At 68.4% G+C, this 23,289-nt stretch carries 18 protein-coding genes; 5 read left to right on the top strand and 13 right to left on the bottom strand.

The window, feature by feature from the left end; all coding sequences use genetic code 11:
- Positions 1-36: 36 nt before the first annotated feature.
- The 10 genes from ACFQY2_RS03810 to fae all read right to left on the bottom strand — a co-directional run bounded on the left by ACFQY2_RS03810 (position 37) and on the right by fae (position 10,275).
- Positions 37-972: a glycine betaine ABC transporter substrate-binding protein gene (locus tag ACFQY2_RS03810; RefSeq protein WP_378744303.1), complete on the bottom strand. Its 936-nt coding sequence runs from the start codon at positions 970-972 to the stop codon at positions 37-39.
- 54 nt (positions 973-1,026) lie between these two features.
- A complete protein-coding gene (locus ACFQY2_RS03805; RefSeq protein ID WP_378744302.1) occupies positions 1,027-1,818 on the bottom strand; it encodes an ABC transporter permease in 792 nt (263 codons plus the stop codon).
- The gene (locus ACFQY2_RS03800) at positions 1,815-2,858 is read right to left on the bottom strand and encodes an ABC transporter ATP-binding protein (protein WP_378744301.1); all 1,044 of its coding nucleotides are present in this window, start codon (positions 2,856-2,858) and stop codon (positions 1,815-1,817) included. Before ACFQY2_RS03800 ends, ACFQY2_RS03805 begins: the two co-directional genes overlap by 4 nt.
- Complete coding sequence (locus ACFQY2_RS03795) at positions 2,851-3,516, bottom strand: ABC transporter permease (RefSeq protein WP_378744300.1); 666 nt, start codon at positions 3,514-3,516, stop codon at positions 2,851-2,853. The genes ACFQY2_RS03800 and ACFQY2_RS03795 overlap by 8 nt, the downstream gene beginning before the upstream one ends.
- 104 nt (positions 3,517-3,620) lie before the next feature.
- Positions 3,621-5,051 carry an FGGY-family carbohydrate kinase gene (locus ACFQY2_RS03790; RefSeq protein WP_378744299.1) on the bottom strand — a complete coding sequence of 477 codons (1,431 nt, stop codon included), beginning with the start codon at positions 5,049-5,051 and terminating at the stop codon, positions 3,621-3,623.
- A 1-nt stretch (position 5,052) separates the two neighbouring features.
- Entirely contained in the window at positions 5,053-6,516 is a 1,464-nt protein-coding gene (locus tag ACFQY2_RS03785) for an FAD-binding oxidoreductase (RefSeq protein ID WP_378744298.1), read from the bottom strand.
- 29 nt (positions 6,517-6,545) lie between these two features.
- Complete coding sequence (locus ACFQY2_RS03780; protein WP_378744297.1) at positions 6,546-7,325, bottom strand: SDR family oxidoreductase; 780 nt, start codon at positions 7,323-7,325, stop codon at positions 6,546-6,548.
- 1 nt (position 7,326) lies between these two features.
- Complete coding sequence (locus ACFQY2_RS03775) at positions 7,327-8,817, bottom strand: NAD-dependent succinate-semialdehyde dehydrogenase (protein WP_378744296.1); 1,491 nt, start codon at positions 8,815-8,817, stop codon at positions 7,327-7,329.
- Complete coding sequence (locus ACFQY2_RS03770) at positions 8,814-9,746, bottom strand: NAD(P)-dependent oxidoreductase (RefSeq protein ID WP_378744295.1); 933 nt, start codon at positions 9,744-9,746, stop codon at positions 8,814-8,816. Before ACFQY2_RS03770 ends, ACFQY2_RS03775 begins: the two co-directional genes overlap by 4 nt.
- A 19-nt stretch (positions 9,747-9,765) precedes the next feature.
- The gene (gene fae / locus ACFQY2_RS03765) at positions 9,766-10,275 is read right to left on the bottom strand and encodes a formaldehyde-activating enzyme (protein ID WP_378744294.1); all 510 of its coding nucleotides are present in this window, start codon (positions 10,273-10,275) and stop codon (positions 9,766-9,768) included.
- Positions 10,276-10,380: 105 nt separating this feature from the next.
- Between fae and ACFQY2_RS03760 the strand changes: the two genes are divergently transcribed.
- Complete coding sequence (locus ACFQY2_RS03760; RefSeq protein ID WP_378744293.1) at positions 10,381-11,253, top strand: IclR family transcriptional regulator; 873 nt, start codon at positions 10,381-10,383, stop codon at positions 11,251-11,253.
- 227 nt (positions 11,254-11,480) lie between these two features.
- Positions 11,481-12,428, top strand: coding sequence for a zinc-binding dehydrogenase (locus ACFQY2_RS03755; RefSeq protein WP_378744292.1), 948 nt, complete (start codon positions 11,481-11,483; stop codon positions 12,426-12,428).
- Positions 12,429-12,583: 155 nt separating this feature from the next.
- Here the strand turns inward: ACFQY2_RS03755 and ACFQY2_RS03750 are convergent, their stop codons facing one another.
- The gene (locus ACFQY2_RS03750; RefSeq protein ID WP_378744291.1) at positions 12,584-17,548 is read right to left on the bottom strand and encodes a hypothetical protein; all 4,965 of its coding nucleotides are present in this window, start codon (positions 17,546-17,548) and stop codon (positions 12,584-12,586) included.
- 208 nt (positions 17,549-17,756) lie between these two features.
- On the opposite strand from ACFQY2_RS03750, the gene ACFQY2_RS03745 reads away from it, so the two are divergent.
- On the top strand, positions 17,757-18,299 hold the full coding sequence (locus ACFQY2_RS03745) for a hypothetical protein (RefSeq protein WP_378744289.1): 543 nt from the start codon (positions 17,757-17,759) through the stop codon (positions 18,297-18,299).
- Here ACFQY2_RS03745 and ACFQY2_RS03740 read toward each other — a convergent pair.
- Positions 18,288-20,759 (bottom strand): LuxR C-terminal-related transcriptional regulator, encoded by a 2,472-nt coding sequence (locus ACFQY2_RS03740; RefSeq protein WP_378744288.1) that lies wholly within the window; start codon positions 20,757-20,759, stop codon positions 18,288-18,290. The two genes, ACFQY2_RS03745 and ACFQY2_RS03740, sit on opposite strands and share 12 nt — an antisense overlap.
- Positions 20,760-20,907: 148 nt before the next feature.
- On the opposite strand from ACFQY2_RS03740, the gene ACFQY2_RS03735 reads away from it, so the two are divergent.
- A complete protein-coding gene (locus tag ACFQY2_RS03735; RefSeq protein ID WP_378744287.1) occupies positions 20,908-21,393 on the top strand; it encodes a pyridoxamine 5'-phosphate oxidase family protein in 486 nt (161 codons plus the stop codon).
- Between the two features lie 117 nt (positions 21,394-21,510).
- Here ACFQY2_RS03735 and ACFQY2_RS03730 read toward each other — a convergent pair whose 3' ends face one another.
- Positions 21,511-22,278, bottom strand: a complete 768-nt coding sequence (locus ACFQY2_RS03730) for an SDR family oxidoreductase (protein WP_378744286.1) — start codon at positions 22,276-22,278, stop codon at positions 21,511-21,513.
- A gap of 100 nt (positions 22,279-22,378) precedes the next feature.
- Here ACFQY2_RS03730 and ACFQY2_RS03725 point away from each other — a divergent pair, with 100 nt between their 5' ends.
- Positions 22,379-23,236 carry a helix-turn-helix transcriptional regulator gene (locus ACFQY2_RS03725; RefSeq protein ID WP_378744285.1) on the top strand — a complete coding sequence of 286 codons (858 nt, stop codon included), beginning with the start codon at positions 22,379-22,381 and terminating at the stop codon, positions 23,234-23,236.
- The last annotated feature ends 53 nt before the right edge of the window (positions 23,237-23,289 follow it).

The following is a 23,289-nucleotide window of genomic DNA, read 5'->3' as shown; positions in this document are numbered from 1 at the left end:
TGAAGAGGGCCGCGTCTCCGCGGCCCTCTTCCTCTGTCAGATCAGACCCTCTTCGGTCAGCCAGTCGGTCGCGACGTCCTGCGGATCCTCACCATCGACGTCAACCTGTGCGTTGAGCTTCTGCATGACCTCGGTAGTCAGCTTCGGGGAGATCTCGGCGAGGATGTCCGCGATCGCGGGGTAGTCGTCGAGCATCTTCTGCTTCAGGGTGAACGCGCCCTGGTACACCGGGAAGAACTCCTTGTCATCCTCGAGCACGGTCAGTCCGAGCGCCGGGATCCGGCCATCGGTCTGGAACACCTCACCGAAGTTGCAGTCATCGCCCTTCTGGGTCGCCGTGTAGATGACGCCCGTGTCGAGCAGTGCGACATTCGAGTCCGGGACGTCGATCCCGTACGCGGTCTTCAGCCCGGGCCACCCGTCGTCGCGCGTCGAGAACTCGCTCTCGATGCAGAACGTCTGCTCGTCAGCAGGTAGACCGGCGATGTCCGACAGCTTCGAGACACCGAGCTCCTTCGCCTTGTCCTCGCGGATCGAGAAAGCGTAGGTGTTGTTGAGCGGTGCGGGATCGAGCCAGGCGATGCCCTTCGCCGCATCGGCCTCCTTGGTCGCGTCGAACTGCGCCTGGGCTCCCTGCACCGGCGCCGTGTTGCCGTTGTAGGTGATCCACGACGTGCCGGTGTACTCCCAGTAGCCCAGGAACTCGTCGCTCTCGAGCGCCTGGCGCACATTCGCCGAGCCGACCAGCTTGGTGTTGGCTTCGATATCCGCACCGTGCGCGTTCAGCAGCTCCGTGGTGATGTGCGCCAGGATGAACTGCTCCGAGAAGTCCTTGGCGCCGATCTCGCCGGTCAGCCCCTTGAGCTCGTCGCCCTGGCTTCCGGCCGTCGCTCCGCCCCCAGAGCAGCCGGCCAGGGCAAGGGCGGTCACCGCAGCAACCGCGGTGACGGGGATGAGTCTTGCTCGGTTCATGGTGGTCTCCTTTTGATACGTGCGAGTAGATGTTCGGGCGTGATGCGCGGAGTGTCAGAGACCGCGCGGAGTGACGATGTCTTCGATGAAGCCGGCTACCCAGTCGATGAGAAGGGCGATGCAGGCGACGAGCACTGCCCCGACGACGAGCACCGGGTAGCGCTGCAGTTTCAGGCCGTTCACGATCATGTCGCCGAGGCCGCCCGCGTTGATGAACGTCGCGATGGTGGCCACGCCGACGCAGAACACGAGCGCCGTGCGGAGACCCGCGAGGATCACCGGCACCGCGAGCGGCAGTTCGATGCGCGTCAGCACCTGCACGGGCGTCATGCCCATGCCGCGTGCCGACTCGCGCACGTTCGCATCGACCTGCTCGATGCCGATCATGGTGTTGCGCAGCACGGGCAGGAACGCGTAGATGACGAGGGCCACCAGTGCCGTCGTGTACCCCGTCTGCCACAGTATGGCGAGCAGGATCACGACGCCCACCGCGGGCGTGGCCTGGCCGATGTTCGCCAGGGCCAGCACGACGGAGCGGAACACTCTCGAGGGCGACTTGGCGGTGATGACGCCGAGCGGGATCGCCAGCACGGCGACCAGGGCGGATGCCACGACCGTGAGACTCAGGTGCTCGCCGATGCGGCGCGTGATGTACTGCCAGTTGAGCGTGCGCTGCTCGATCGAGTCGAGCGGCAGGCTCGACACCCACCACAGCAGCAGCGCCAGGATCACCGCGACGACGATGGGCGTGGTGAAGCGCTTGAGGGTGAAGACGCGGTGCTTGACCGGGGGCGCGGGCGCCTTCGTGGTCAGCAGCTCCGTCTCGGTGGTGATGACGGTCATCATGCACCTGCCGACGGAACGCCCGGGACTTCGGCGCCGAGGGCCTCGGAGATCGCGTCGATCGTGATCGCGCCGACGGCTCGGCCGCCGTCGATGACGTCGATGGCGGGCAGTCCGGCCAGGACGAGCGCATCGAGGGCATCGCGCAGGCTGGCCTCGGCGGCGACCGTCGGCACGCCGCCCGCACGTGAGGCGTCCTTGAGCCTGGCATCCGTGACCGGGATCAGCGCGAGGCGCTTGAGCGCCGCACCCTGGCCGATGAACGAGCGCACGTAATCGTTCGCCGGATTGGAGAGGATGCTCGCCGGAGTGTCGAACTGCTCGATCTGGCTGCGGTCCGAGAGCACAGCGATCCGATCGCCGAGGCGGATCGCCTCATCGAAGTCGTGCGTGACGAAGATGATCGTCTTGCCGATCGACTCCTGCAGGCGCAGGAATTCGGCCTGCAGCTTCTCGCGGGTGATCGGGTCTGTCGCACCGAACGGCTCGTCCATGAGCATGACGGGCGGATCGGCGGCGAGCGCGCGGGCGACGCCGACGCGCTGCTGCTGGCCGCCGGAGAGCTGCTTCGGATAGCGGGTGGCGAACGTGCCGGGGTCGAGCTGCACCGTGGTCAGCAGCTCGTCGATGCGGTCGGCGGTCTTCTGCTTGCTCCACCCGAGCAGCCGCGGCACGACCGCAATGTTCTCGGCGATCGTCATGTGCGGGAACAGTCCGATCTGCTGGATGACGTAACCGATGTGCCGACGCAGCTCGTTCGGGTCGAGCGAGAGCACGTCGCGCCCGTCGATCGCGATGGACCCCGACGAGGGTTCGATGATGCGGTTGATCATCTTCATCGTCGTGGTCTTGCCGCAGCCGGACGGACCGACGAACATCACCAGTTCACCCGGACGGACGCTCATCGAGAAGTCGTCAACGGCCGGCGCCTGCTGGCCGGGGTAGATCTTGGTCACCTTGTCGAGCGTGATGCCCACGCCGCTCGGGGTGGAGGCTGCGGATACTGCGCCGGTCACGGCGCGAGTGGCGGTGGAGTCAGACACGGAGCCCCCTCGAGGTTGTCAGTCGGGTGATGAGCACGAACGCGCCGTCGATGAGCAGCGCGAGGATGACGACGCCGAGCGTGCCGCTGAGAGCGAAGTTGAGTGCGTTCTTGGAGCCGAGCGATGACAGCCCCTGAAAGATCATCTGGCCGAGCCCGGGACCTGCGACATACGCGGCGATCGCCGCGATACCGATCGTCAGCTGCGCAGCGACGCGCACGCCGGTCAGGATGATCGGCCAGGCGATCGGAAGCTGGATGGTGAGGAGGATCTTGGTCGGCGACATGCCCATGCCCTTCGCCGACTCCATGATCGCCGGAGACACCTCCCGCAGCCCGACGACGGTGTTCCGCACGATCGGCAGCAGCGAGTAGAAGATCAGCGAGATCACCGTCGGCGTCCAGCCGAGCCCGAACACCGGGGTGAGCAGGGCGAGCAGCGCGAGCGACGGAATGGTCAGGGCGACGCCAGCAGCGGCGATGATCAGCGAACGCGGCACCGGGCGGTTCCAGACCACGATTCCGAGGAGCACACCGATCACGGTGGCGAGCAGCACACTCAGCGCCACGACGGCGATGTGCTGAACGGCAAGTTCGAGGACGTCATCACCGCGGCGGCTCCAGAAGGTGAGCAGGCCCGGCAGGTCGAAGCCGTTCATGAGCACCTCACCTTCTCTTCATCGAGCCGATCGGCGGCCACGCTGGCCGTTGGTCCGAATCTAGGGCGGGGGTTCGCGAGGTTGCAACCAAAGTTGTGCATATGTCAACACTCGATTCTCTGCTGGTCAGCGAGCTGTGCCGCGGACCAGGCATCCAGGGCGTCCACGCGGGCACGGATGCCGCGATGCCAGGCGCGCAGGCTGCGATATACCGCGGATGCCGGTGACGGATGCTGCGGTTCGGTCCGGCCGACCATGGTCGCTACCGCGGCATCCCAATCCGGGTGCAGCCCGCTGCCCACCGCCGCGCTCACCGCGGCGCCGATGCCTGCTGCGTCGTCCACTCGCGCCCGCTGGACGGGAATTCCCAGCACATCGGCGATCATGCTCACCAGCAGCGGCGACTGCGCCCCGCCTCCGGTCACGAGCACGCTGCGGAAAGTGCGGCCGAGATCCGCCGCCATCGCCTCGATGTGGTCAGCCATCGTGAAAGCGATGGCTTCGAGCACAGCGCGCTGCAGGTGCCCGCGGCCCTGCATGCCCGAGAAGCCGATGAACGCGCCTCGTCGATGCGGCGCATCGTCCGGCGCCAACCAGTCGAGCACCGCGGCCACACCATCACAGCCCGGCGGCACTGCTTCGGCGGCCTCACCGAGTCGTCGATCGAGCAGGTACAGATCATCTCCGCCCTCAGCGTGTTCATGCAGCAGCGAACGCAGCCAGCTCACGGTCCACATGCCGCGCCGGATGCCGACGGACTCCGCCAGATACTGGCCGGGCCGCGAGCCGAAATTGACCCAGTGGGCGTCGCCGCCGTCCGGCGAATCGGCGACGGTCATGGCGGCGATGTACGTGCCGAGCGACAGCAGCACCTCCTCCGGCGACCCGAGGCCGGCGCCGAGCGCCTCTACCGCCTTGTCGTTCGCTGTGGCGAACACCGGTATCCCGGGCGGAAGACCCGTCGCGTCAGCAGCCGACGCCGTGACCGTACCGAGCTGCTCGCCGGGATCGACGAGCTCCGACAGCTGCTCGGGTGTCATACCCGTGCGGGCGTAGTCGGCGGCATCCGTGCTCCACCGCCAGGTGCGCTGATCGATCGGCCACACGCCCTGGTGGTTGGCTGCGGCATCCGTGAAGCGCCCCGTCAGACGATGACTGACGTAGCCGGATGAGGTGGTCACTCGCGCGACCCCGGGCGACGGCTCGTGGGGTCGGCTCACGCGTTCGTCCATCCAGCTGAGCAGCGGTTCCGCAAGAGTGCCGTCGGCCCGCAGCAGCGCCCGGCAGAAGCGGATCGTGCACAGCCCCACGCCGACGATCTCGCCGGGATCCCCCGTGAATCGGGACATCGCCGTGCGAGAGGCGAGCGCGATCGACTCCCACACGTCGTCGCCGGGGTGCACGCTGCGCCCCGGAGACGGCGACTCGTACGGTCTCAGTCCCACCCGTGCCGAGGCGTGCACGACGCCGGCGGCATCCACGATCGCCACCTTCGTCGATTGCGACCCGTTGTCGATCGCGACGACGTAGGGCACCTCAATCCTCCAGGGCGAAGATCGTCCCGGGGTTCATGATCCCGTTCGGATCCAGAGCCGATTTCAGCCGGCGCAGCAACTCGGTCGCCGTTCCGTGCTCCTGCTCGGTCCACGGAGTTCGGTACTTGCCGATGCCGTGGTGATGCACCATCGAGCCACCCAGACGCAGCGCCTCCTCGACCACGATCGCGTTCAGCGGTTGGTGGTATTCGGTGATCTCCTGCCGCGGCTCGACCGCGATGTCGTAGTCGTAGACGAAGTAGAGGTTCGTGCCGGTCTGATAGCTGTGCGACGAATGCGCGCCGAGCATCGTGAGGTCGTCCGACCGCGGGAACTCGTCACGCACACGTCGCATGACCGACTCATACAGGTCGACGACGCGCGACCAGTCGACGGACACCTCGGTGGTGTACCCGAGATGGCCGTCGGCGAGCATCTCCGCCTTCTCCCGGTCGATCTTGTCCTGACCCCAGTTGAGGTTGTGGAACCACTGCTCGATGAGCGCATCGTCGACGCGGACGTGCTCTCTGCTCTCGAAGGCCTCCTCGATGGCGCCGGCCGTGGCATCCGCGAGCCGCTTCGGCCCCTCCGCGACCAGGACGACGACGTTCTTGCCGTCGTGGAAATGCGCGAAGTGCTGGCGGGCGTCCTCCGGAGAGTAGACGCGCGCGACCGACGGGCGGTAGCCCTGGGTCACCAGTTCGCGCAGGGCCTCTACGCCCGTGCCGAACTCCTCGGTGAGGAACCCGAAGAACCGCAGGTTCTCGGGCCGGTAGGGCCAGATCTTGACCGTCACCTCGGTTATGAAGCTCATCGCCCCCTCGTTTCCGATGATCAGGTGGCGGATGTCGGGCCCGGCCGCGCGGCGCGGCACGTTCTTGATGCGCGCGACCGTGCCGTCGGCGAGCACGGCCTCGAGCCCGACGACCATGTCCTCGATTCCGCCGTAGAGAGTGGAGAACTGACCTATGGAGCGCGTGGCGACGAGACCGCCGTACTGCGCGAGCGGCTTGGACTGCGGCGAGTGTCCGGTCGTGTAGCCGAGCGCCCGCAGCTCGTCCTCGACGCGCTGCAGCGGCGCACCGCCCTGGACGGTCACCATCATGTCGGTCGTGTTGACATCGAGCGTGCGGTCCATGCGCGAGCCGTCGACCACGATCGTGTCTTCGACGATCACTTCGAGTCCGCCCTCGGTCGCCGTGCGCCCTGTGCGAGGGATGACCGCGATCAGGTTCTCGTCGGCGAACCGCAGGATCTCGGACACTTCAGCCGTGGATTCCGGATAGACGATCGCCGAGGGGAACGGCCCGTCGAAGATCCCATGCACGGCGGTGTACTTCTTGAACCTGTCGACGCTCGCCTCGCGCAGTGCGGTCTCGTCGGTGTCGATCTGGTCAGGGCCGACCAGCCGAGTCAGGTGCTCGACGATCTGCGCGGCGGTGAGCGAGGAACGGGACACGACCATGATGTTCTCCTGGGGGTGGTTCTGCGGACTCAGCGGACGAGGTAGCCGCCGTCGACCACCAGCGTGTGGCCGTTGACGTAGTTGGCTGCAGGGCTGGAAAGGAAGACCACGGCGCCCATGAGGTCGGCGGGATCTCCCCATCTGCCGGCGGGGACATGATCGACGATGCGAGAGTTCGCCTTCTCGTCGGAGCGGGTCGCCTGTGTCAGGGGCGTGGCGAAGTATCCGGGTGCGACGGCGTTGACCTGGATGCCGAAGGGCCCGAGTTCGTCTGCGTACGCCTTGGTGAACCCGACCACGCCGGCCTTGCTCGCCGCATACGCGGGCGACTGCCGCCCTCCGAGGAAGGAGAAGAGCGAGGCGATGTTCACGATCTTCCCCGACCCCTGCGCGATGAAGGTACGCGCCGCCGCCTCGGCGAACTCGAACGTGGCGGTGAGGTTGACCTGGATCATCGGGTCCCACCGGTCACGGCCGAACGAGCGCACGTCCTCGCTGAGCAGGTTGATGCCCGCGGAGTTGACCAAGATGTCGAGGCCTCCCAGGGTCTGCACGCACTGATCGACCATACGCTGCGGGGCCCCCGCTTCGGTCACATCGATCTGCGCGAACTCGTACCGGCGCCCCGCCTCTTCGACCAGGTGTCGGGTGGTGCCGTCGTCGTCGACGAGCGACGGCACGAACACATCGGCCCCCGCCTTCGCGAGCGCGAGCGAGAACGCCCGCCCGAGGCCACCGTTGCCGCCGGTGACCATGGCGCGCCTGCCCTCGAGCGAGAAGAGCGCCGTGCTGAAGTCCGTGATCTCCATCTCAGTCCTTCCGTGATGCAAAGGGGTCGGCGATGCCGACGTAGGTCGTCTCGAGATATTCGTGGATGCCCTCGAAGCCGCCCTCGCGACCGATGCCGGACTGCTTCACGCCGCCGAAGGGCGCCGCGGGATTGGAGACCACGCCGGCGTTGAGTCCCAGCATCCCGGTCTCGAGCTCTTCAGCAAGACGCAGACCGCGATCGAGGTCACGGGTGTACGCGAAGCACACCAGCCCGAACTCCGTGGCGTTGGCGAGGCTGATCGCCTGCTCCTCGGTCGAGAAGGTGATGATCGGGGCGACGGGGCCGAAGATCTCCTCGCCGAGGATGGCCGCGTCGTCCGGCACGTCCACCAGAACGGTCGGCTCGAAGAAGTAGCCCGCGCCCGGAATCGCGTTGCCTCCCACGGCGATGCGTGCGCCGGCGGCCACGGCATCCGTCACGAGTTCCGAGACCTTGTCGCGCGTGGCCTCATCGACGAGGGGACCCATGGTCGAGTTCGGCTCGGTTCCGCGCGCCGGCACGAAGGCCGCGATTCGCGCGGCGAACTTCTCGGTGAACTCCCCCGCGACCGACTCGTGCACGATGAAGCGGTTGGCCGCGACGCAGGCCTCGCCGCCGTTGCGCATCTTCGCGGACACGGCACCGTCGACCGCCGCGTCGATGTCGGCGTCGTCGAACACGAGGAACGGCGCGTTGCCGCCGAGCTCCATCGACACGCGCAGCACCTGCTCGGCCGAATCGGCGATGAGTCGCCGGCCGACCTCCGTGGATCCGGTGAACGACAGCTTGCGCAGGCGCTGATCCTTGATCAGCGGCCCGGTGACGGCACCGGCCCGGCTGGTCGGGATGATGTTGAGCACCCCCTTCGGCAGCCCTGCCTCTTCCAGCACCTCGGTGAGCAGCAGCGCGGTCAACGGCGTGAGTGCCGCGGGCTTGAGCACCATCGTGCATCCTGCGGCGATCGCCGGGGCGATCTTGCGCGTCGCCATCGCCAGCGGAAAGTTCCACGGCGTGATGAAGAGGCACGGGCCCACCGGACGCTGAACGACCACGAGGCGATTGCGTCCGTCCGGCGCGGTGGCGTAACGACCCGAGATGCGCGGCGCCTCCTCGCTGAACCAGCGCAGGAACTCCGCCCCGTAGGCGACCTCGGCGCGCGATTCGGCAAGCGGCTTGCCCATCTCGAGTGTCATCGCGAGGGCGAAGTCCTCGACGCGTGCGGTGACGAGTTCGAACGCGCGGCGCAGGATCTCGGCGCGCTCGCGCGGCGCGGTGCGCCCCCAGGTCTTCTGGGCGGCATGGGCGGCGGCGAGCGCGGCTTCCCCGTCCTCGATGCTGGCATCGGCGACCTGCGCGAGGACGGCGCCTGTCGACGGGTCGAGTACGTCGAAGCGCAGTCCGCTCGAGGCGGGGCGCCATCCGCCGTCGATGTAGAGATCGACGGGGATGCGCTCGAGCAGGGCGGTCTCGTCGGCAGCGGTCACGGTCATCGTGCAGGCTCCTCAGCAGGCGTGCGGCGCAGGGGTGCGCCGACCAGGTCTTCGTACAGCTTGAAAGGCGTCATCTCGCCGGCACGGTCGCCGAACATGGCCTTGGCGCGGCGGAACTGCTGCTCGACCAGCGCCGAGAGTTCGACGGGCATGCCGACAGATCGCGCCAGATCGATCGAAAGGCCGAGATCCTTGCAGGCCAGCACCATGGCGAAGCCCTCGTCGTAGTCCCCGTGGTCGAGGATCGACAGCACATCGTTCTCGAGGAAGTTGCTGTTCGCCGGGCTGGCGATCAGTGAGCGACGCAGAACCTCGAGGTCGACACCGGCCTTGACTCCGACCGAGAGCACCTCGGCAGTGGCGATCAGGTGGTTGAACCAGAGCTGGTTGATCATGAGCTTGACGGCATAGCCGGCGCCGTGGCCTCCGACGTGCAGCACGCGCTCGGGATCGCCCATGGCATGGAAGACGGGCAGGAGCCGCTCGACATCTGCCGCCTCGCCGCCGATGAAGATCTGCAGCGTGCCGTTCGCGGCACCGGTCGACATGCCGCTGACGGGTGCATCCAGGATGCGCAGTCCACGGTCGGCCTGGTCGGCTCGCACGGCGTCGGCCACCTCGGGCACTGAGGTGGACATGTCTATCCAGGTGCCGCCGTCGGCGATGCCGGCGAGGATGCCGTCCGAGCCATGCAGCACGTCTGCGACGTGCCTCGGTGTGGGCAGCATCGTGATCACCAGGTCGCTGGCGCCGGCGACCTCGGCCGCGCTGTCGACCCAGCGGGCACCGGCGGCGACGAGCTCGGCCGCGGATTCGCGGCGCAGGTCGGTGACCACGAGCGGGAACCCGGCGGCCTGCAGGTTGCGGGTCATCCCGCTGCCCATGCTGCCGAGTCCGACGAAGCCGACGGTGGGGTGGGAGTCAGTCATCAGGATCCGTTCTCATCGATCAGTCGGTGGGAGCCGTGTAGAACGGGTTGCGGGGTTCGTTGCGCGCCGCGAGCACGTCCTCGAGTGCGGGCAGGTGCCCGACGCCGTTGCGCAGCGCGGTGCGGGTGGCCTCGCGGTTGTTGCGGTACACGGCATCCGCGTCATCCGCAGCCGGGTTGACCCAGACGGCGGCGATGATGACGTCGGAGTCGGCTTGCTCAACGCTGATGACGCCCTCGGCGACAGCATCGGCGACACCGGCGGCGACCCCGGCCTGTGCTGGACCCCAGATCATAAGCCCGTGTTCGTCGGAGTCAGGTGCGGCCTTGGTGACGAACAGTGTGAGAGGCTTCACCGGAAGCGACGGCTGCAGCACCGCGACGAACGGAACGTGGCCGCTGCTGGGCGAGCCGAGCGCGGTGGCCCAGGCGGTGCCTGCGGGCCCGGAGCGCGCCCCGGCGACGGTGTTGATGTGGGCCGCGTTGACGCCCTCGCCCACGAAGCTCTCGCCGATGCGCGGATCTACCATCGGATCCCTCTCTCTCCTCATTGAGTCTGTATGTCACCAACATAGGAACGAGAGATGCCGATACGCCACTCGCAGATGTCTAAATGGCAACTGTAGTGTGGGTGCATGGAGAAAGCAGAGAAGCTTCCGCGACGGAACAGTTCGGGGCTGGCTCGGGACATCGAGATCCTGGAAGTGCTGGGCAGTTCGGAAGCGGCGCCAGGAGGCCTCGGTGTCGTGCGCGTGGCGCAGCTCACCGGGCGCGATAAGGCGGTGGTATCGCGATCCCTCGCGACTCTCTCCGAGGCAGGACTCGTCGAGCGGGATGAGAGCACCCTCGCCTACCGCCTCGGGTCCCGCTTGTATGCAATGGCGGCCCTGACCCTCGAGAGCAGACTGGCCGCGAAGTCGCGTCCAATCCTGCGACGCATGGCGCAGCAGGCTCGCGAGACCACCCATCTGTGCGTGCTACGCGGCGGCAACGTGCTGACCATCTCGAGCGAGATGAGTCCCCACGAGTTCCGCACCACCGGGTGGGAGGGCGTGACGACCGCGGCGTGGCGCACGCCGTCGGGGCGCGTGCTGCTGAGCGATTGGGATGATGAGTCGTTGGTGCGCTGGTATGACGTGCACGGACGCGACCAGGTGATCGTCGGACCGGTGCCATCGCACTCCGTCGGCTTCGCGGTGCTTCCGGCACCACCCGAGGACAAGGCGCTCGTCTACGACCTGGCATCCCTGCGGAGCGAGCTGACTCGCATCCGCTCCCGCGGGTACGCTCTGCTGGATGAAGAGCTGGAGCTGGGAGTCGTGGGGGCATCCGCACCGGTCCGCGACCACAACGGCCGCATCATCGCCGCATTGAACATCAGCGCGCCGAAGATCCGCATCGGCGACAGGCTGGAGAGCCTCGCCCGCTACGTGAGCGCCGAAGCGGTGGACCTGTCCGCACAGCTGGGGTTCCGTGCTGACGTCGAATCTGCCGTGGGCTCCGCATAGGGCGATGCTCATTGTCGCGGCGCGAAGACACCAGCGCTGACCGCACCCCCTCCGCGAGGCGGTTCGGAAGCATTGGCCGTGCGCCATCACCCCCTCGAAATATTCCATTCACGTGCATATTGTGCTCGCGGCGAACTCCGCCCCTGAGACGCGCCGACCGACCTACCCTTAAGGGACGAGGGGGCACGATCCCGTCGCTCCCGGAACATGGTTCTAAGGAGATCCCCATGCGTGCATGGCAGTTCATCGGAACCCATAAACCTTTCGAACGCGTCGACATCGACGAGCCCACGGCCGGACCAGGCAAGGTCGTCATCGACGTGAAGGCAGCAGGCCTGTGCCACTCCGACGTCGGCATCCTGGAAGACGAGAAGTGGCAGCTCTCCATGAAGGAGCTACCCGTCGTCCCCGGCCACGAGACCGCCGGCGTGATCAGCGAGATCGGCGAGGGCGTCACCGGCTGGAAGGTCGGCGACCGCGTCGCCGTCTGGCCGCTCGCCGAATTCATGGGATACATGATCGACGGCGCCTGGCAGGACCGCGCCGAAGTCAGCACAGACGCACTCATCGCGATCCCCGACGACGTCAGCTTCGCCGAGGCCGCCGCAGCCACCGACGCGGGCATGACCTCGGTCGGCGCGCTCTCCACCGCCGGCGTCGAGAAGGGCATGAAGGTCGGCGTGATCGGATTCGGAGGCCTCGGCCAGATCGGCGCACGCGTGGCGCACCTGCGCGGCGCCCAGGTCTACGTCGCCGAGATCAACGAGAACGTCTGGGAGAACGCCCGCGAGGCCGGGGCCGTCGAGGTCGCGAAGGCGATCACCGAGTTCACTGACGTCGAGCTCGACGTCATCATCGACTACGCCGGCTTCGGCGTCACCACTGCCGACGCCCTGCAGACCGTGAAGTCCTCGGGCGGCGGGCGCGTCGTGCAGGTGGGCATGGGCAAGCTCGAAGCCACGATCGACACCTACTCGCTCATCCTCGGCCGCAAGCAGCTGCACGGATCGATGGGCGGCAGCAAGGAGGACATCGAGGAGACCATGCGCTACATGGCCTCGGGAGACCTGAAGCCCACCATCAGCGAGATCGACTTCGAGGAGATCCCCGCCGGCATCCAGCAGCTCGCCGACAGCGCCGTCGTCGGACGACTGGTCGCGAAGGTCGCCGCCTGACCGACCTGTTCCCGGGGCGAGGGACCCCGGGAACAGGCGCATCCAGCCTTCTGGGCTCGCGACCGGCCCGGTCCCCCGCCGTGAACCTCCACGCGTGACCGATGCATGACCTCTGACGGCTCCGGATCCCCACGTCCGGAGCCGTCAGTTGCTGGTCAGTCCCGGATCTGCCGGCGGCGACGCAGCATCGTGATCACGAGCAGCACCAGGCCCGCCGCGATCGCACCGCCCGCGAACATCAGCAGCGTCGGGTTCCACTCGGCACCGGTGGTGGCGAGATCGCCCGACGGAGCCGCGTCCACGCTGACCGACGACGCATCCGCCGTCACCTTCTCGTCATCGGGGCTCGCGGCGAACGCGGTGGCCGTGTTATCCACCGTTCCGGCGGCAGCATCCGCATCCGTCACCGTGTACGGATCCGCCGTGACCGTGACGATCTGGCCGGGAGCCAGCGCGTCCGTGACGGCGATTCCGACCACCTTGGGGTCATCGACAGTGACCTCCGCAAGCGTCACGTTGCCGGTGTTCTCCAGCTCGAACGAATAGCGGATCTTCTCACCCGGGTTCGCCTTGCCGTCGCCGTTGCCGTCATCGAGGGCAGCGGACTTCGTCACGACGAGACCTGGAGCGGATGCCAGCGGCACGACCGCCTCGGCATCCACCGGGTCCATCGTGCCGCGTGCCGGAGCCGCGGTCAGTGTGGCCGTGTTCTCGACCTCGCCCGCATCGATGTCGGTCTGCGACAGCGTGTAGGTCGCCGTCGCCTGCACGGTCGCACCGGGCACCAACGAGTCGGTGCTGCCGGTGTAGACGATGTCGCTGACACCGGCCAGGTGATCGGCGATCTCCACGGTCGACAGCGTCACGTTTCCGGTGTTCTCGATGTCGAAGGTGAACTCCACCTCGTCACCCGCCACAGGCCGATCGGCATCGCCGTGCGTCTCGCCGGTCTTCTTCAGCGTTGCCGCGGGTGCCGCTGGGATGGTCACGGTCGCGGAGTCCTCGGCGACGAACGGGTCGCCGCCGCTGGGGGTTCCGGATGCCGATGCCGTGTTCACAACGGACCCGCGGTCGATGTCGGCCTGCGTCAGAACGTAGGTCGCCGTCGCCGTCACCGTCTCACCGGAGCCGAGCGTCTGCGCTGCGCCAGGCCACGTGTAATCGAGGTCGCTCAGTCCCGCCAGAGCATCGTCGATCGTGACGTCGTCGAGCGTCACGTTGCCGGTGTTCTCGGCGGTGAAGGTGTACTCGATCACGTCACCCGCCTGCACGACACCGGTGGTGTCGAGCTGCGCGTCCTTCGTGAAGGCGATTCCGCCGGCCGCGGGGAGCAGGAAGTCCACGGAGTCCGAATCCGCGACCTGCTCACCGCCCGCCGACAGGCCCTCCACCGTCGCCTCGTTCGCCACGGAACCGGAATCGATGTCCTCAGGGGAGAGCGTGTAGGTGGCGACACCCGTCACGCTCTCGCCGGCACCGAGCGTCCCGGCGGTCGTGGGCCAGCCATCCGGGTAGGTGATGACCGACAGCCCGGGCATCGGGTCGAGCACGGCGACCTCGGTCAACGTGCCTCCGCCGTTGTTCGCGACGAGGAAGGTGTACTCCACCACGTCACCCGGACGCGGGTCGGCCGGATCGGCCGGTGCACGCAGCTGAGCGGTCTTCGTCAGCGCGATCCGGTCGATCTGGTCGACATCCGTCGCCGTTCCGGTCAGGGTCTCGCCCGGGAAGGCCGGGTCCGCCGCCTGCGCGGTGACCGTGTTGACGATGCTGTTGACCGTGGCATCCGCCGCGACCCGCACCGTGACGGTGACCGTCGTGCTCGCCGCGGCCTGCAGCGCGGGCACCTGCCAGGTGACGGTGCCGCCGCTGTGAGCACCGCCGGCGGATGCCGAGACGAACTCGACCCCGGCGGGAAGCGTGTCCACGATCGTGACATCGGAGACGTCCTCGGCGATCAGCTGGTTTGCCACCCCGATCGTGTACGTCGTCTCCTGCCCCGCCACGAGCGCGGACTGGGAGTCGTCCTTGGTGACAGTCAGCCCGCCGGCCGCGGCCGGAGCCGCATCGAGTGTGATCGCGGCGGAGTTGTTGGCCAGGTCCGGGTCGAACAGATCTCCCGCGACCGTGGTGGTGACCGCCACGCCCGAACCGCGGACGATGACCGGAAGCTCCATCGCGATCGACGCATCCTCCGCCAGCGGAGCAGGCAGATCACAGCTGAGCGCCGCGGGGCCGACGATCGGAGCCGCCGCGCCGGCCGCCGTGCAGGTCCAGTCACCGAAGGCGAGGCTCGACACCTCGACACCGGCGGGGACGTTCACCGTCACCGCGCCCGGGGCCTCCGTCCCGGCGACATTCGCGACCGTGAACGCGAGCGCGGTCGGGCGATCGATCTGCACGTCCGTGGGCGGCGTCGCGGTGACCGCGAGGTCTGCCGCCTGGATCGCCACGCACACCGGGCTCGGCTCGCTGACCGGCACACCGGTCGCGGCGGTCGCGATCGAGTTGCACGCCAGCGCACCCGCGCCCGGGGTGCCGAGCACGTCGGCCGTGTAGACGAACGATGCCGATGCTCCAGGCGCGAGCGTTCCGTTCACCTCGGCGCGGATCGACGTCGCGCCCGCGATGGCCGGGCTCCAGTCGTCGTCGCAACCGGTCGGTCCACCGGCGAAGACCTCGGCACGACACGGGTTCGTCGACTCGGAGAACAGCAGGTCGATGTTCGCAGCCTTGTCGCTGACGGCGGCCAGCGCTTCCGAGAACTCGGATCCGCGCGGCACCGAAGCGCTGCCGCTGCTGATGCCGGTGTCACCGGGGTGCGGCAGCACGTCGTATGCCACCACGTTCGACAGTGCCGTGCTGCCGTTGTTGCGCAGCGTCACCCGGTACTTGATGTCGTCTGCGACCGGGGACACGGGCACCTTCTGCGCGGAGTCGGCGATCCAGTCGCAGCCATCGGCCGCGGTGTCATCGACCAGACAGATCTCCTTCAGCGTGGTGAGCGCGGCGGACGCACCGACCGTGGTGGAGGCGTTCACCCACGCGAAGCTCTCGGTGACGTCGCCGTCACCGTCGACGTCCGTGCTGTCGACGTGCTTCTGGCGGTTGTCGCCGCCACCCCACGTGGCGGTGTAGCCCGGGAAGGAATGCGTCGCGTCGCCGACCATGCCGTACGCGACCCCGATGCTGCCGGCGGATGCCGCGGCGCCCGGCGTCGCCTGGACCTTCAGGCCCGGCCAGCTGGCGTTCACGCCCCAGTTGGTTCCGGCCGGCCAGGAGACGAGCAGCGAGTCACGGTCCTCACCCGAGATGGTCACCGTGCTGCGGGTGAAGATCGCTCCTGCGGGAGCGCCCGCTTCCAGGCTCCAGGAATCGTCGACGATGTCCCACTGATAGGGCGCGACGAACACGTACTGCGGCTCCAGTGTGGCGTCGTCCTCCATGACGGTGGTGACACCGCCCACCCGGTAGTCGACCGGGACGCCGGCGACCGGGTTGCCCTGGCCGGTCCGCGTCGCCGTCAGTGTCGCGGTGAAGTTGGCCGGTCGCGGCGTGATCAGGATCTCGGACGTCGCCGTTCCGGCATCGATGTCACCCAGCGCGTAGTCGGGATAGGTCATCACTGCGGATGCGGTGTTCGAACGCTCCCAGCCGTCGGCCGGCGCAGACCCGACGGTCTCGTACCGGATGACCCCCCGCCAGTCCGTGCTCTTGGTCTGCGACGACTCATCGAGGTTCGGACCGTCCAGCACCGGGCTGGTGATCACGACCGACGCGATCTCGCGACCTGCCGGTGTGTTGTAGGTGCCGCTGGCAGTGCCCGTGATGCCGTTGTCTAGCTCATACGCGATCGTGCCGTTCGTCGCCACGACCTGGTAGACGCGGATGCCGTCGATCTGGTCCAGACCCTCATCCGTGATCACGGCGACACCGGGAACGTTGGCCCGGTTTCCGACATCCAGGTACCAGGTGTTGCGGACTCCGCTGTCCCAGACGATGTTCGGGACCAGGTTGCGCGTCGACGTCTTCTTCAGCGGGTTGACGGCCGCGAAGGGCTCGCAGTTCGTCGCCTGATGAGTGACGGTCGCGGTCTCTGCCTGCTTGGTCTCGCCGTCGAGGTACGTCACCTGCGCATCGAGAGTCGCTGACACGTCGATCGTGCAGCCTGCGTCGAACATCGCATCCGGGAAGCGCACCGTGACCGTGCGCTCTCGGCTGAAGCCATTCACCGATCCCCAGCCGGGGGCGGCACCGACGCCGCTCTCCGACCAGGTCACCGTGCGCGCGGCCGCGTCGTACGTGCCGTCGTGAGATGCGGCGACGTATTCGACGCCGTCCGGGAGGTGGAAACTCGTCTCGTACGAAGCGGCGCACAGCTTCGCAGGTTCACCGTGGTTGGCGGTAGAGCGGTACCACATGCAGTCCGAGGCCATTCGGAGGTGGTAGTCGTAGTCCACCCCTCCCCGCGCCAGCCCCTGCGGTGCGAAGGCCACGAGGGGCTCCATCGTGTCGATGTGCCAGGTGAGGCTGTCGGATGCCGTCGCCGTGGCTCCCGCATTCGCGGCATCGATCGTCACCGTGTTCGTGATCTGCTGTCCGTCCAGGAAGAAGGACTGCGGCGAGACTCCGACCGGGCGATCCTGCCACCGGTAGCTGACGGTGAAGGACCCGGTCGCTCCGGCCGGGAGGTCGCCGATGGTGACGGTGTGACCGGTCGTGTCGTTGCCGGCGATGCTCGCGCCGGCGGGGAGCGTGGCGCTCCAGTACCGGGCGAACCGGTACTGACCGTACGTGCTGTCCAGCGGCTGCGGTGCGATCGCGATCGTGACGTCTTCACAGGGCGCTGCCGGCCCGCACACGTAGCCGATGTTCAGCGCGAACAGGTCGGTGGGCGTGCTCGTCGCCGGGGTCGCCTTCAGTTCGGTGATCGGCGTGGACAGATCCGTCCCCGAGACGAAGTCGACCGTCGTGCTCACCGTCGCGGGGCCACCGGGCACGGCCGCCATCGCGGCGGAGGGGGCGATGAGCCCCGCGCCGACGATCGCGAACACGGACAGCACGGCGAGCGCGGCACGTCGACCGGCGCGCCGAAGGTGGCGGCGAATGGGGTTCATCATGAAGCTCCTGAGGCCTGAATGACCGGGTCGGCAGCACGCAGACCCGCCAGAAGCGCCCCCTCGGCGCCATCAGACCCTCTGAACGTATCGACGGACATGCACTCTGCATGCTCCCGCCTGCCCGCCCGGCGCAGAATTCACCCCGCCCCTCACCCCGGCGCGCCCTGGGGCCGCCGCTCGCGCGGAGCAGTGCCGACATAATGGATCGGTGCCGACCCGACGCCTCCTCCAGCTCGCCGCGTTCGCGGCGGCCAACGTGCTCATCGTCCTCGCGCTCGCCCCGGCCAACACGGCCGTCGCGCTCCTGAACCCTCTCGTGTACGCCGCCACCGGCAGTCTCACCGTGCTCGTGCCGATGACGGCACGAGTGTGGTCCGGGCTGCCTGGCTCCGCGGTGCTCTGCGCAGCGATCGCCGGCCTGATCTGCGCGCCGTTCTCCCCTCTCGGCTTTCTCGTGCTGTTCGCGCTCGTCCTGCCCGCACTCGTCTTCGACCTCGTGCTGTGGCGTGCACGGCGACCGCGCGGGCCGCAGCTGGTGGGCGCCGCCGCTGCCTCCGGCATCCTGATCTGGGCCATCTCCCTGCCGATCATCGACCCGGCGTTCCTGTCGTCCGCGATCATCGTCCTGCTCGCCGCGATCCGCGTGCTCAGCTACGTCGGACTCGTGCTGGTCGCCCGTGTGCTCTCGCGGCGGCTCGTCCGCGCCGGTGTGCGTCCCCCGGCCGTTCGGGAGGCCGCCTCACTCCGGTGACCCTCCGTCGCCGTCGATCCCCAGCACCGCCATGCGCACCAGCGCCTCGGCCCGGTTCGTCACCCCGAGCTTTCGGTAGGCGCTGCGCAGCTGGGTCTTGACCGTGTTCGGCGAGATGACCAGTGCCGCCGCCAGGTCGGCGTTGCTGTCGTAGAGATGCAGCCGGCCGAGTACGACCCGCTCGCGCTTGGTCAGCTGCGGGTACGAATCGATCATCCGGAACGGGCTCGGCAATGGCGCCAGCAACTGCGTGCGCGCGCGAGTCGCCCGGATCGACTCATCACCGTCCAGCAGCGCCGCCAGCCGCAGCCGGATGTCGTCGGGGATCAGCATCAGCGCACCGTCCTCGCCATGGGCCTCGGCCATGCTCGCCGCACCGAGCACCGCGGCGTGCGCCGCTGACGCGTCCCCCGCAGAGCTGCTCAGCCACGCCAGGAGCAGCAGTCGGGTCCGGACGATACGAGGCTCGTCGGCCGTAGTGAGCACCGACGCCGCCAGATGCGGCGCGGCGGCGACGTGATCATGCTGCAGCAGCGCGAGATGTGCGCTCACGATGCGTCTCCACGGCGACGAGAGCGGCACGGCGTCCAGACGCTTCTGGGCAGCACCGGGACGTCCGGAGGCGCTCAGGCTCAACGCCTCGACGAGGGCGATCACATGATCGTCGCGCGGCGACAGCCGCCCCGCGGCCTGTTCCGAGCGGCGCACTGCGACCGCGGTGTGCCCGGCCTCCTCGGGCCGATCCTCGATCAGCAGAGCGAGGGCTTCAGCAGCTCCGAACAGCACCCGGAACTCCAACGTCGGCAGGTGAGGGCGCAGCGCCTCCAGATGAGTGCGCGCCGCTTCGGTGTCCGCACGACCCAGTTCGCGCAGCATGAGTGCGAGGTGGCGCAGCGAGCCTCGATATCCATCGAGCTCGTCCTGCGGCCACTCGGCCGCCAGGATCACCGCCTCGGCCTGCTCGAGAGCACGGCTGTCGCCTGATGCGGCGGCCATGACGGCTCCCAGCGACGAGGCCATCAGCCCGCCGGGCATCGCCGTCGAGGGAACGCGGTCGACGATCTGCCTCAACTCCGTGAAGGCACCGGCTCGGAAGAAGCTCGTCCCGCACGTCGCCATCAGCGCGTACAACTGGTCGCCGAGAATGCTGTCCTGGCCGAGCCGATCGATCATCGCCATCGCACGGCGTGCGATGACCGCCGAGTCCTTGTCCCGTCCCTGCAGGCGGGCACTGACGGACTCGATCACCGTCATGCTCGCCCGTTCCGGGAGGTTGCGACGGCCACTGCTGTGCGATGCCACGATCGCCGCCGCGAAGTACTCCCTGGCCACCCACCGTGCTCCGCGCGCGTTCTCCTTCAGCGCTCGTGCGGCCGCGAGGATCGGATGGTGCACCGCCGCTCGCACGGGTATCCGCGCGAACGCCTCGTACGGCACCTGGCGGAGCATGTCCGTTCCGCCCCGGACAAGCACCCGCGCCGCGACGTCGTAGTCCCGGGCGAGAAGTGCGTGATGAAGCGCGCCAGGCGTGTCGCCGCGGTTCGAGCGGTGCCGGCTGACGATGCCGTGCAATGACTCCACCCGGGATCTGTCGCCCTGCGCGAGTTGCGCGCGCAGCACCTCACGGACGAACGGCGGGTATCGAAAGCACTCCGCACCGTCGAGCGTGCTTCGGACGACGAGCCCGTCCTGCTCCAGGCGGAGAGCCAGCGCAGCGACGTCGGTGGTCCCGCTCAGCTCGGAGGCCTCGGCCGGTGTGAAGTCCTCGCCGAGACTGGTGCGGCGCATGAAGTCGGACATCTCCCGTCCTGCAGTCGCCTGGTAGCGGAGGACGTGGGCCGTGAGCACTGCGATGGCTCCGTGCGTCGGGTCCTCACCTGCGGCGCGATCGGCTCCGAGCCGAAGGGCCCGCAACAGCAGCGCGTTCCCCTCCGTGAAGCGATAGACCTCCTCCGCTCGCTGCGGGGATTCGCCGGTGAACCTCGCGATCTCGTCGACGCTGAAGCGCAGATCCTCGGGCAGGACGAGCCTGATGTCGAGGGCCAGCGCCTCGACGGGGTCCTCCAGCACAGGCAGGAGCGCACGGGTGCCGATCAGGAAGGACACCTGCGAGAGGCTGCGCGCCACAGCGAGGATGTCGCGGAACACCCCCGGGTCAGCGACGCGGTGCGCGTCGTCCAGGGCGACGACGATCGGCCGGTCGGAGGCGGCGAGCGCGTCGACGGTCCCGTCGATGTCTTCGAGCCGAGAAGCCGCTTCGGCGTCGATCCAGACCACCTCGGCATCCGTCTCATCGGCGAGCTGACGCAGCAGCACCGTCTTTCCCGCCCCACCCGGCCCGCGCACGACCGTGACGGCCGCGAGCGGCAGCAGCGCGTCGTTCAGACGTGGACGGCGGATCGATTCGGACGACAGCCGTGGCGCGCGCCCGACTGCAGAGGCACCGCCAGGAAGATCCATACCTCCATGATGGCCGATGCCGGAATGTCGGGAGGCGCTCTCCCCGTCGCCTATAGCCGCTGCACCTCCGACCTGCAACCCCCTCCCTGCCATCCGTCCGGGCGCGCACCGTGTAGGTGAAGCGTGCAATCGAGACGAAAGGTGCTCCATGACCGACACCACTGACGACCGCAAGAAGGTCGCGGACCTCATCCAGGGCTTTCGGTTCGCGATGTTCACGACGCAGAAGGCCGACGGGAGTCTGGCCTCGCACCCCCTGACGGTTCAGGAGGCGGAGTTCGACGGCGACCTGTGGTTCCTCGTCTCGAAGACGTCGTCGCCGGTCGCCGACCTCGCCTCCGACTCGCAGGCGAACGTCGCGCTGAGCTCCGACAAGGCGTGGGTCTCGCTCTCCGGCACCGCCGGGCTGATCGAAGACCGGCGGAAGGTCGAAGAGCTCTGGAACCCGGTCGTCGAGGCCTGGTTCCCGGAGGGTCCCGATGACCCCGCGGTCGGCGTGCTGAAGTTCACCGCCCACTCGGCGCAGTACTGGGACAGCCCTGGCGGCAAGATCGCCACGGTGTTCAGCTTCGTGAAGTCGAAGATCACAGGCGAGCGATACGACGGCGGCGAGAGCGGCACCGTCCAGCTCTGACGGCTCCGTCCCGGATCCCCAGCCCGGGACGGATCGGGCCCGAAGTCCCCAGCTTCGGACCCACGGAAAGGCCCGGGCCGGCATCCAGCCGGCCCGGGCACACGCTTGCCCGACCGATCACACCGCCGCAGCGGCATCCATCCGGTTCAACGCCGCGATCACCTGGGCCTGATCTCCGCGGGCCTCGCCGTAGCGGAGGAACTTCACCCGATCGACGAGGATCTCATCGGCATCCGGCTGCGATTGGATCAGGCCCATCGCCTCGTCGATGAACTCGTCCAACGGCATCGCGGACGGGTCGTCCTGATGTCCCGGCATCAGATCGGTCTGCACCGACGGCGGCACGAGCTCCACCATCCGCACGCCGGTTCCCGCGAGCTGCAGCCGCAGGGTCTCGCTGAGCATGTGGATGGCCGCCTTCGTCGCGTTGTACGTGGGCGTCACACGCAGCGGCGCGAACGCCAGCCCCGACGACACCGTCATGATCGTGGCGTCCGGTCGCATCATCAGGTGATCGAGGAACGCGGAGATCAGCCGGATCGGTCCGAGCAGGTTGGTGATCACCGTGGTCTCAGCGGACTCCAGCACGCTGGCCGGAGAGGTCCAGTCCTCCGCGCGCATGATGCCCGCCATGGGGATGAGGACGTTCAGGTCGGGGTGCCGCGCGATGACCGCTTCGGCCGCTTCGGTGATGGAGCGAGCGTCGGACGTGTCGATCCGGACGGTGTCGATGCCCGGATGCAGAGCCGCGATCTGCTCGAGCAGCTCGGTGCGGCGACCGCCGACGATCACCTGGTTGCCGGCATCGCGCAGGCGCAGGGCGAGGGCCAGGCCGATGCCGCTGGTCGCGCCGGGGATGAAGATGGTGTTTCCGTTGATTCGCATGGGTCGAGTGTCGGCCGGCCCACGCGCGCCCGGCAGAGTGCGCTCATCGGGGGATCGACGATCCCTGGATGCCGCGGCGCCGCGGGCGCATCATGGATGCATGGACCGTCAAGCACTCGCCGATTTCCTGCGCCGCCACCGCGAGCAGCTGCAGCCCGGCGACGTCGGACTGTCCACCGGCCTCCGCAGGAGGGCCCCTGGTCTGCGGCGCGAGGAGGTCGCGCAACTGGCCCTGATGTCCACCGACTACTACACCCGCCTCGAGCAGCAGCGCGGCCCGCAGCCGAGCACCCAGATGCTCGCCTCGATCGCCCGCGCACTGCGCCTCTCCGCGGACGAACGCGATTACCTGTACCGCGTCTCCGGGCACGCGGTGCCCGATCGCATCGCCGCCTCCGAGCACGTCGCGCCCGCGCTGCAGCGCGTGTTCGATCGCCTGACCGACACCCCCGCCCTGATCATCTCGATCCTCGGCGAGACACTGCTGCAGAACGTCCTGGCCGCCACGCTCCTGGGCGACCACGTCGGCGCGGCGGGCCTGGAGCGGTACGAGCCCTACCGCTGGTTCCTTCACCCCGACGAGGCCCGATCCCACTATCCGCCCGAGGACCACGAGCGCAACAGCCGCGCACAGGTCGCCGGCCTGCGCGCGGCCTACGCCACTACGGGGGCACGATCGCAGGCAGGCGTCCTGGTGGCGGAGCTCACCCGGCGGAGCGCCGAGTTCCGCGAGCTGTGGGAACGGCAGGAGGTCGCTCAGCGCTTCGCCGATCACAAGACGCTGCTGCATCCGGAGGTCGGCGCGATCGAGGTGGACTGCCAGGTGCTGTTCACCGAGGACCGCGGGCAGGCGCTGCTGGTGCTGACTCCCGCGCCGCGCAGCGAGTCCGAGGAGAAGATCCGGCTGCTGAGCGTGCTCGGCGGGCAGCGCTTCAGCGCGCCGGCCGACCGGCGCTGAGGGGGATGTTCCGGGAACAGCCCGGCGGCGAGCGCCGCACAAGCAGACGTGAG

It is taken from the genome of Microbacterium sp. GCM10027623, from assembly GCF_042666935.1.
Classification (GTDB): Bacteria; Actinomycetota; Actinomycetes; order Actinomycetales; family Microbacteriaceae; genus Microbacterium.
This window is presented reverse-complemented; position numbering and strand designations above follow the sequence as displayed.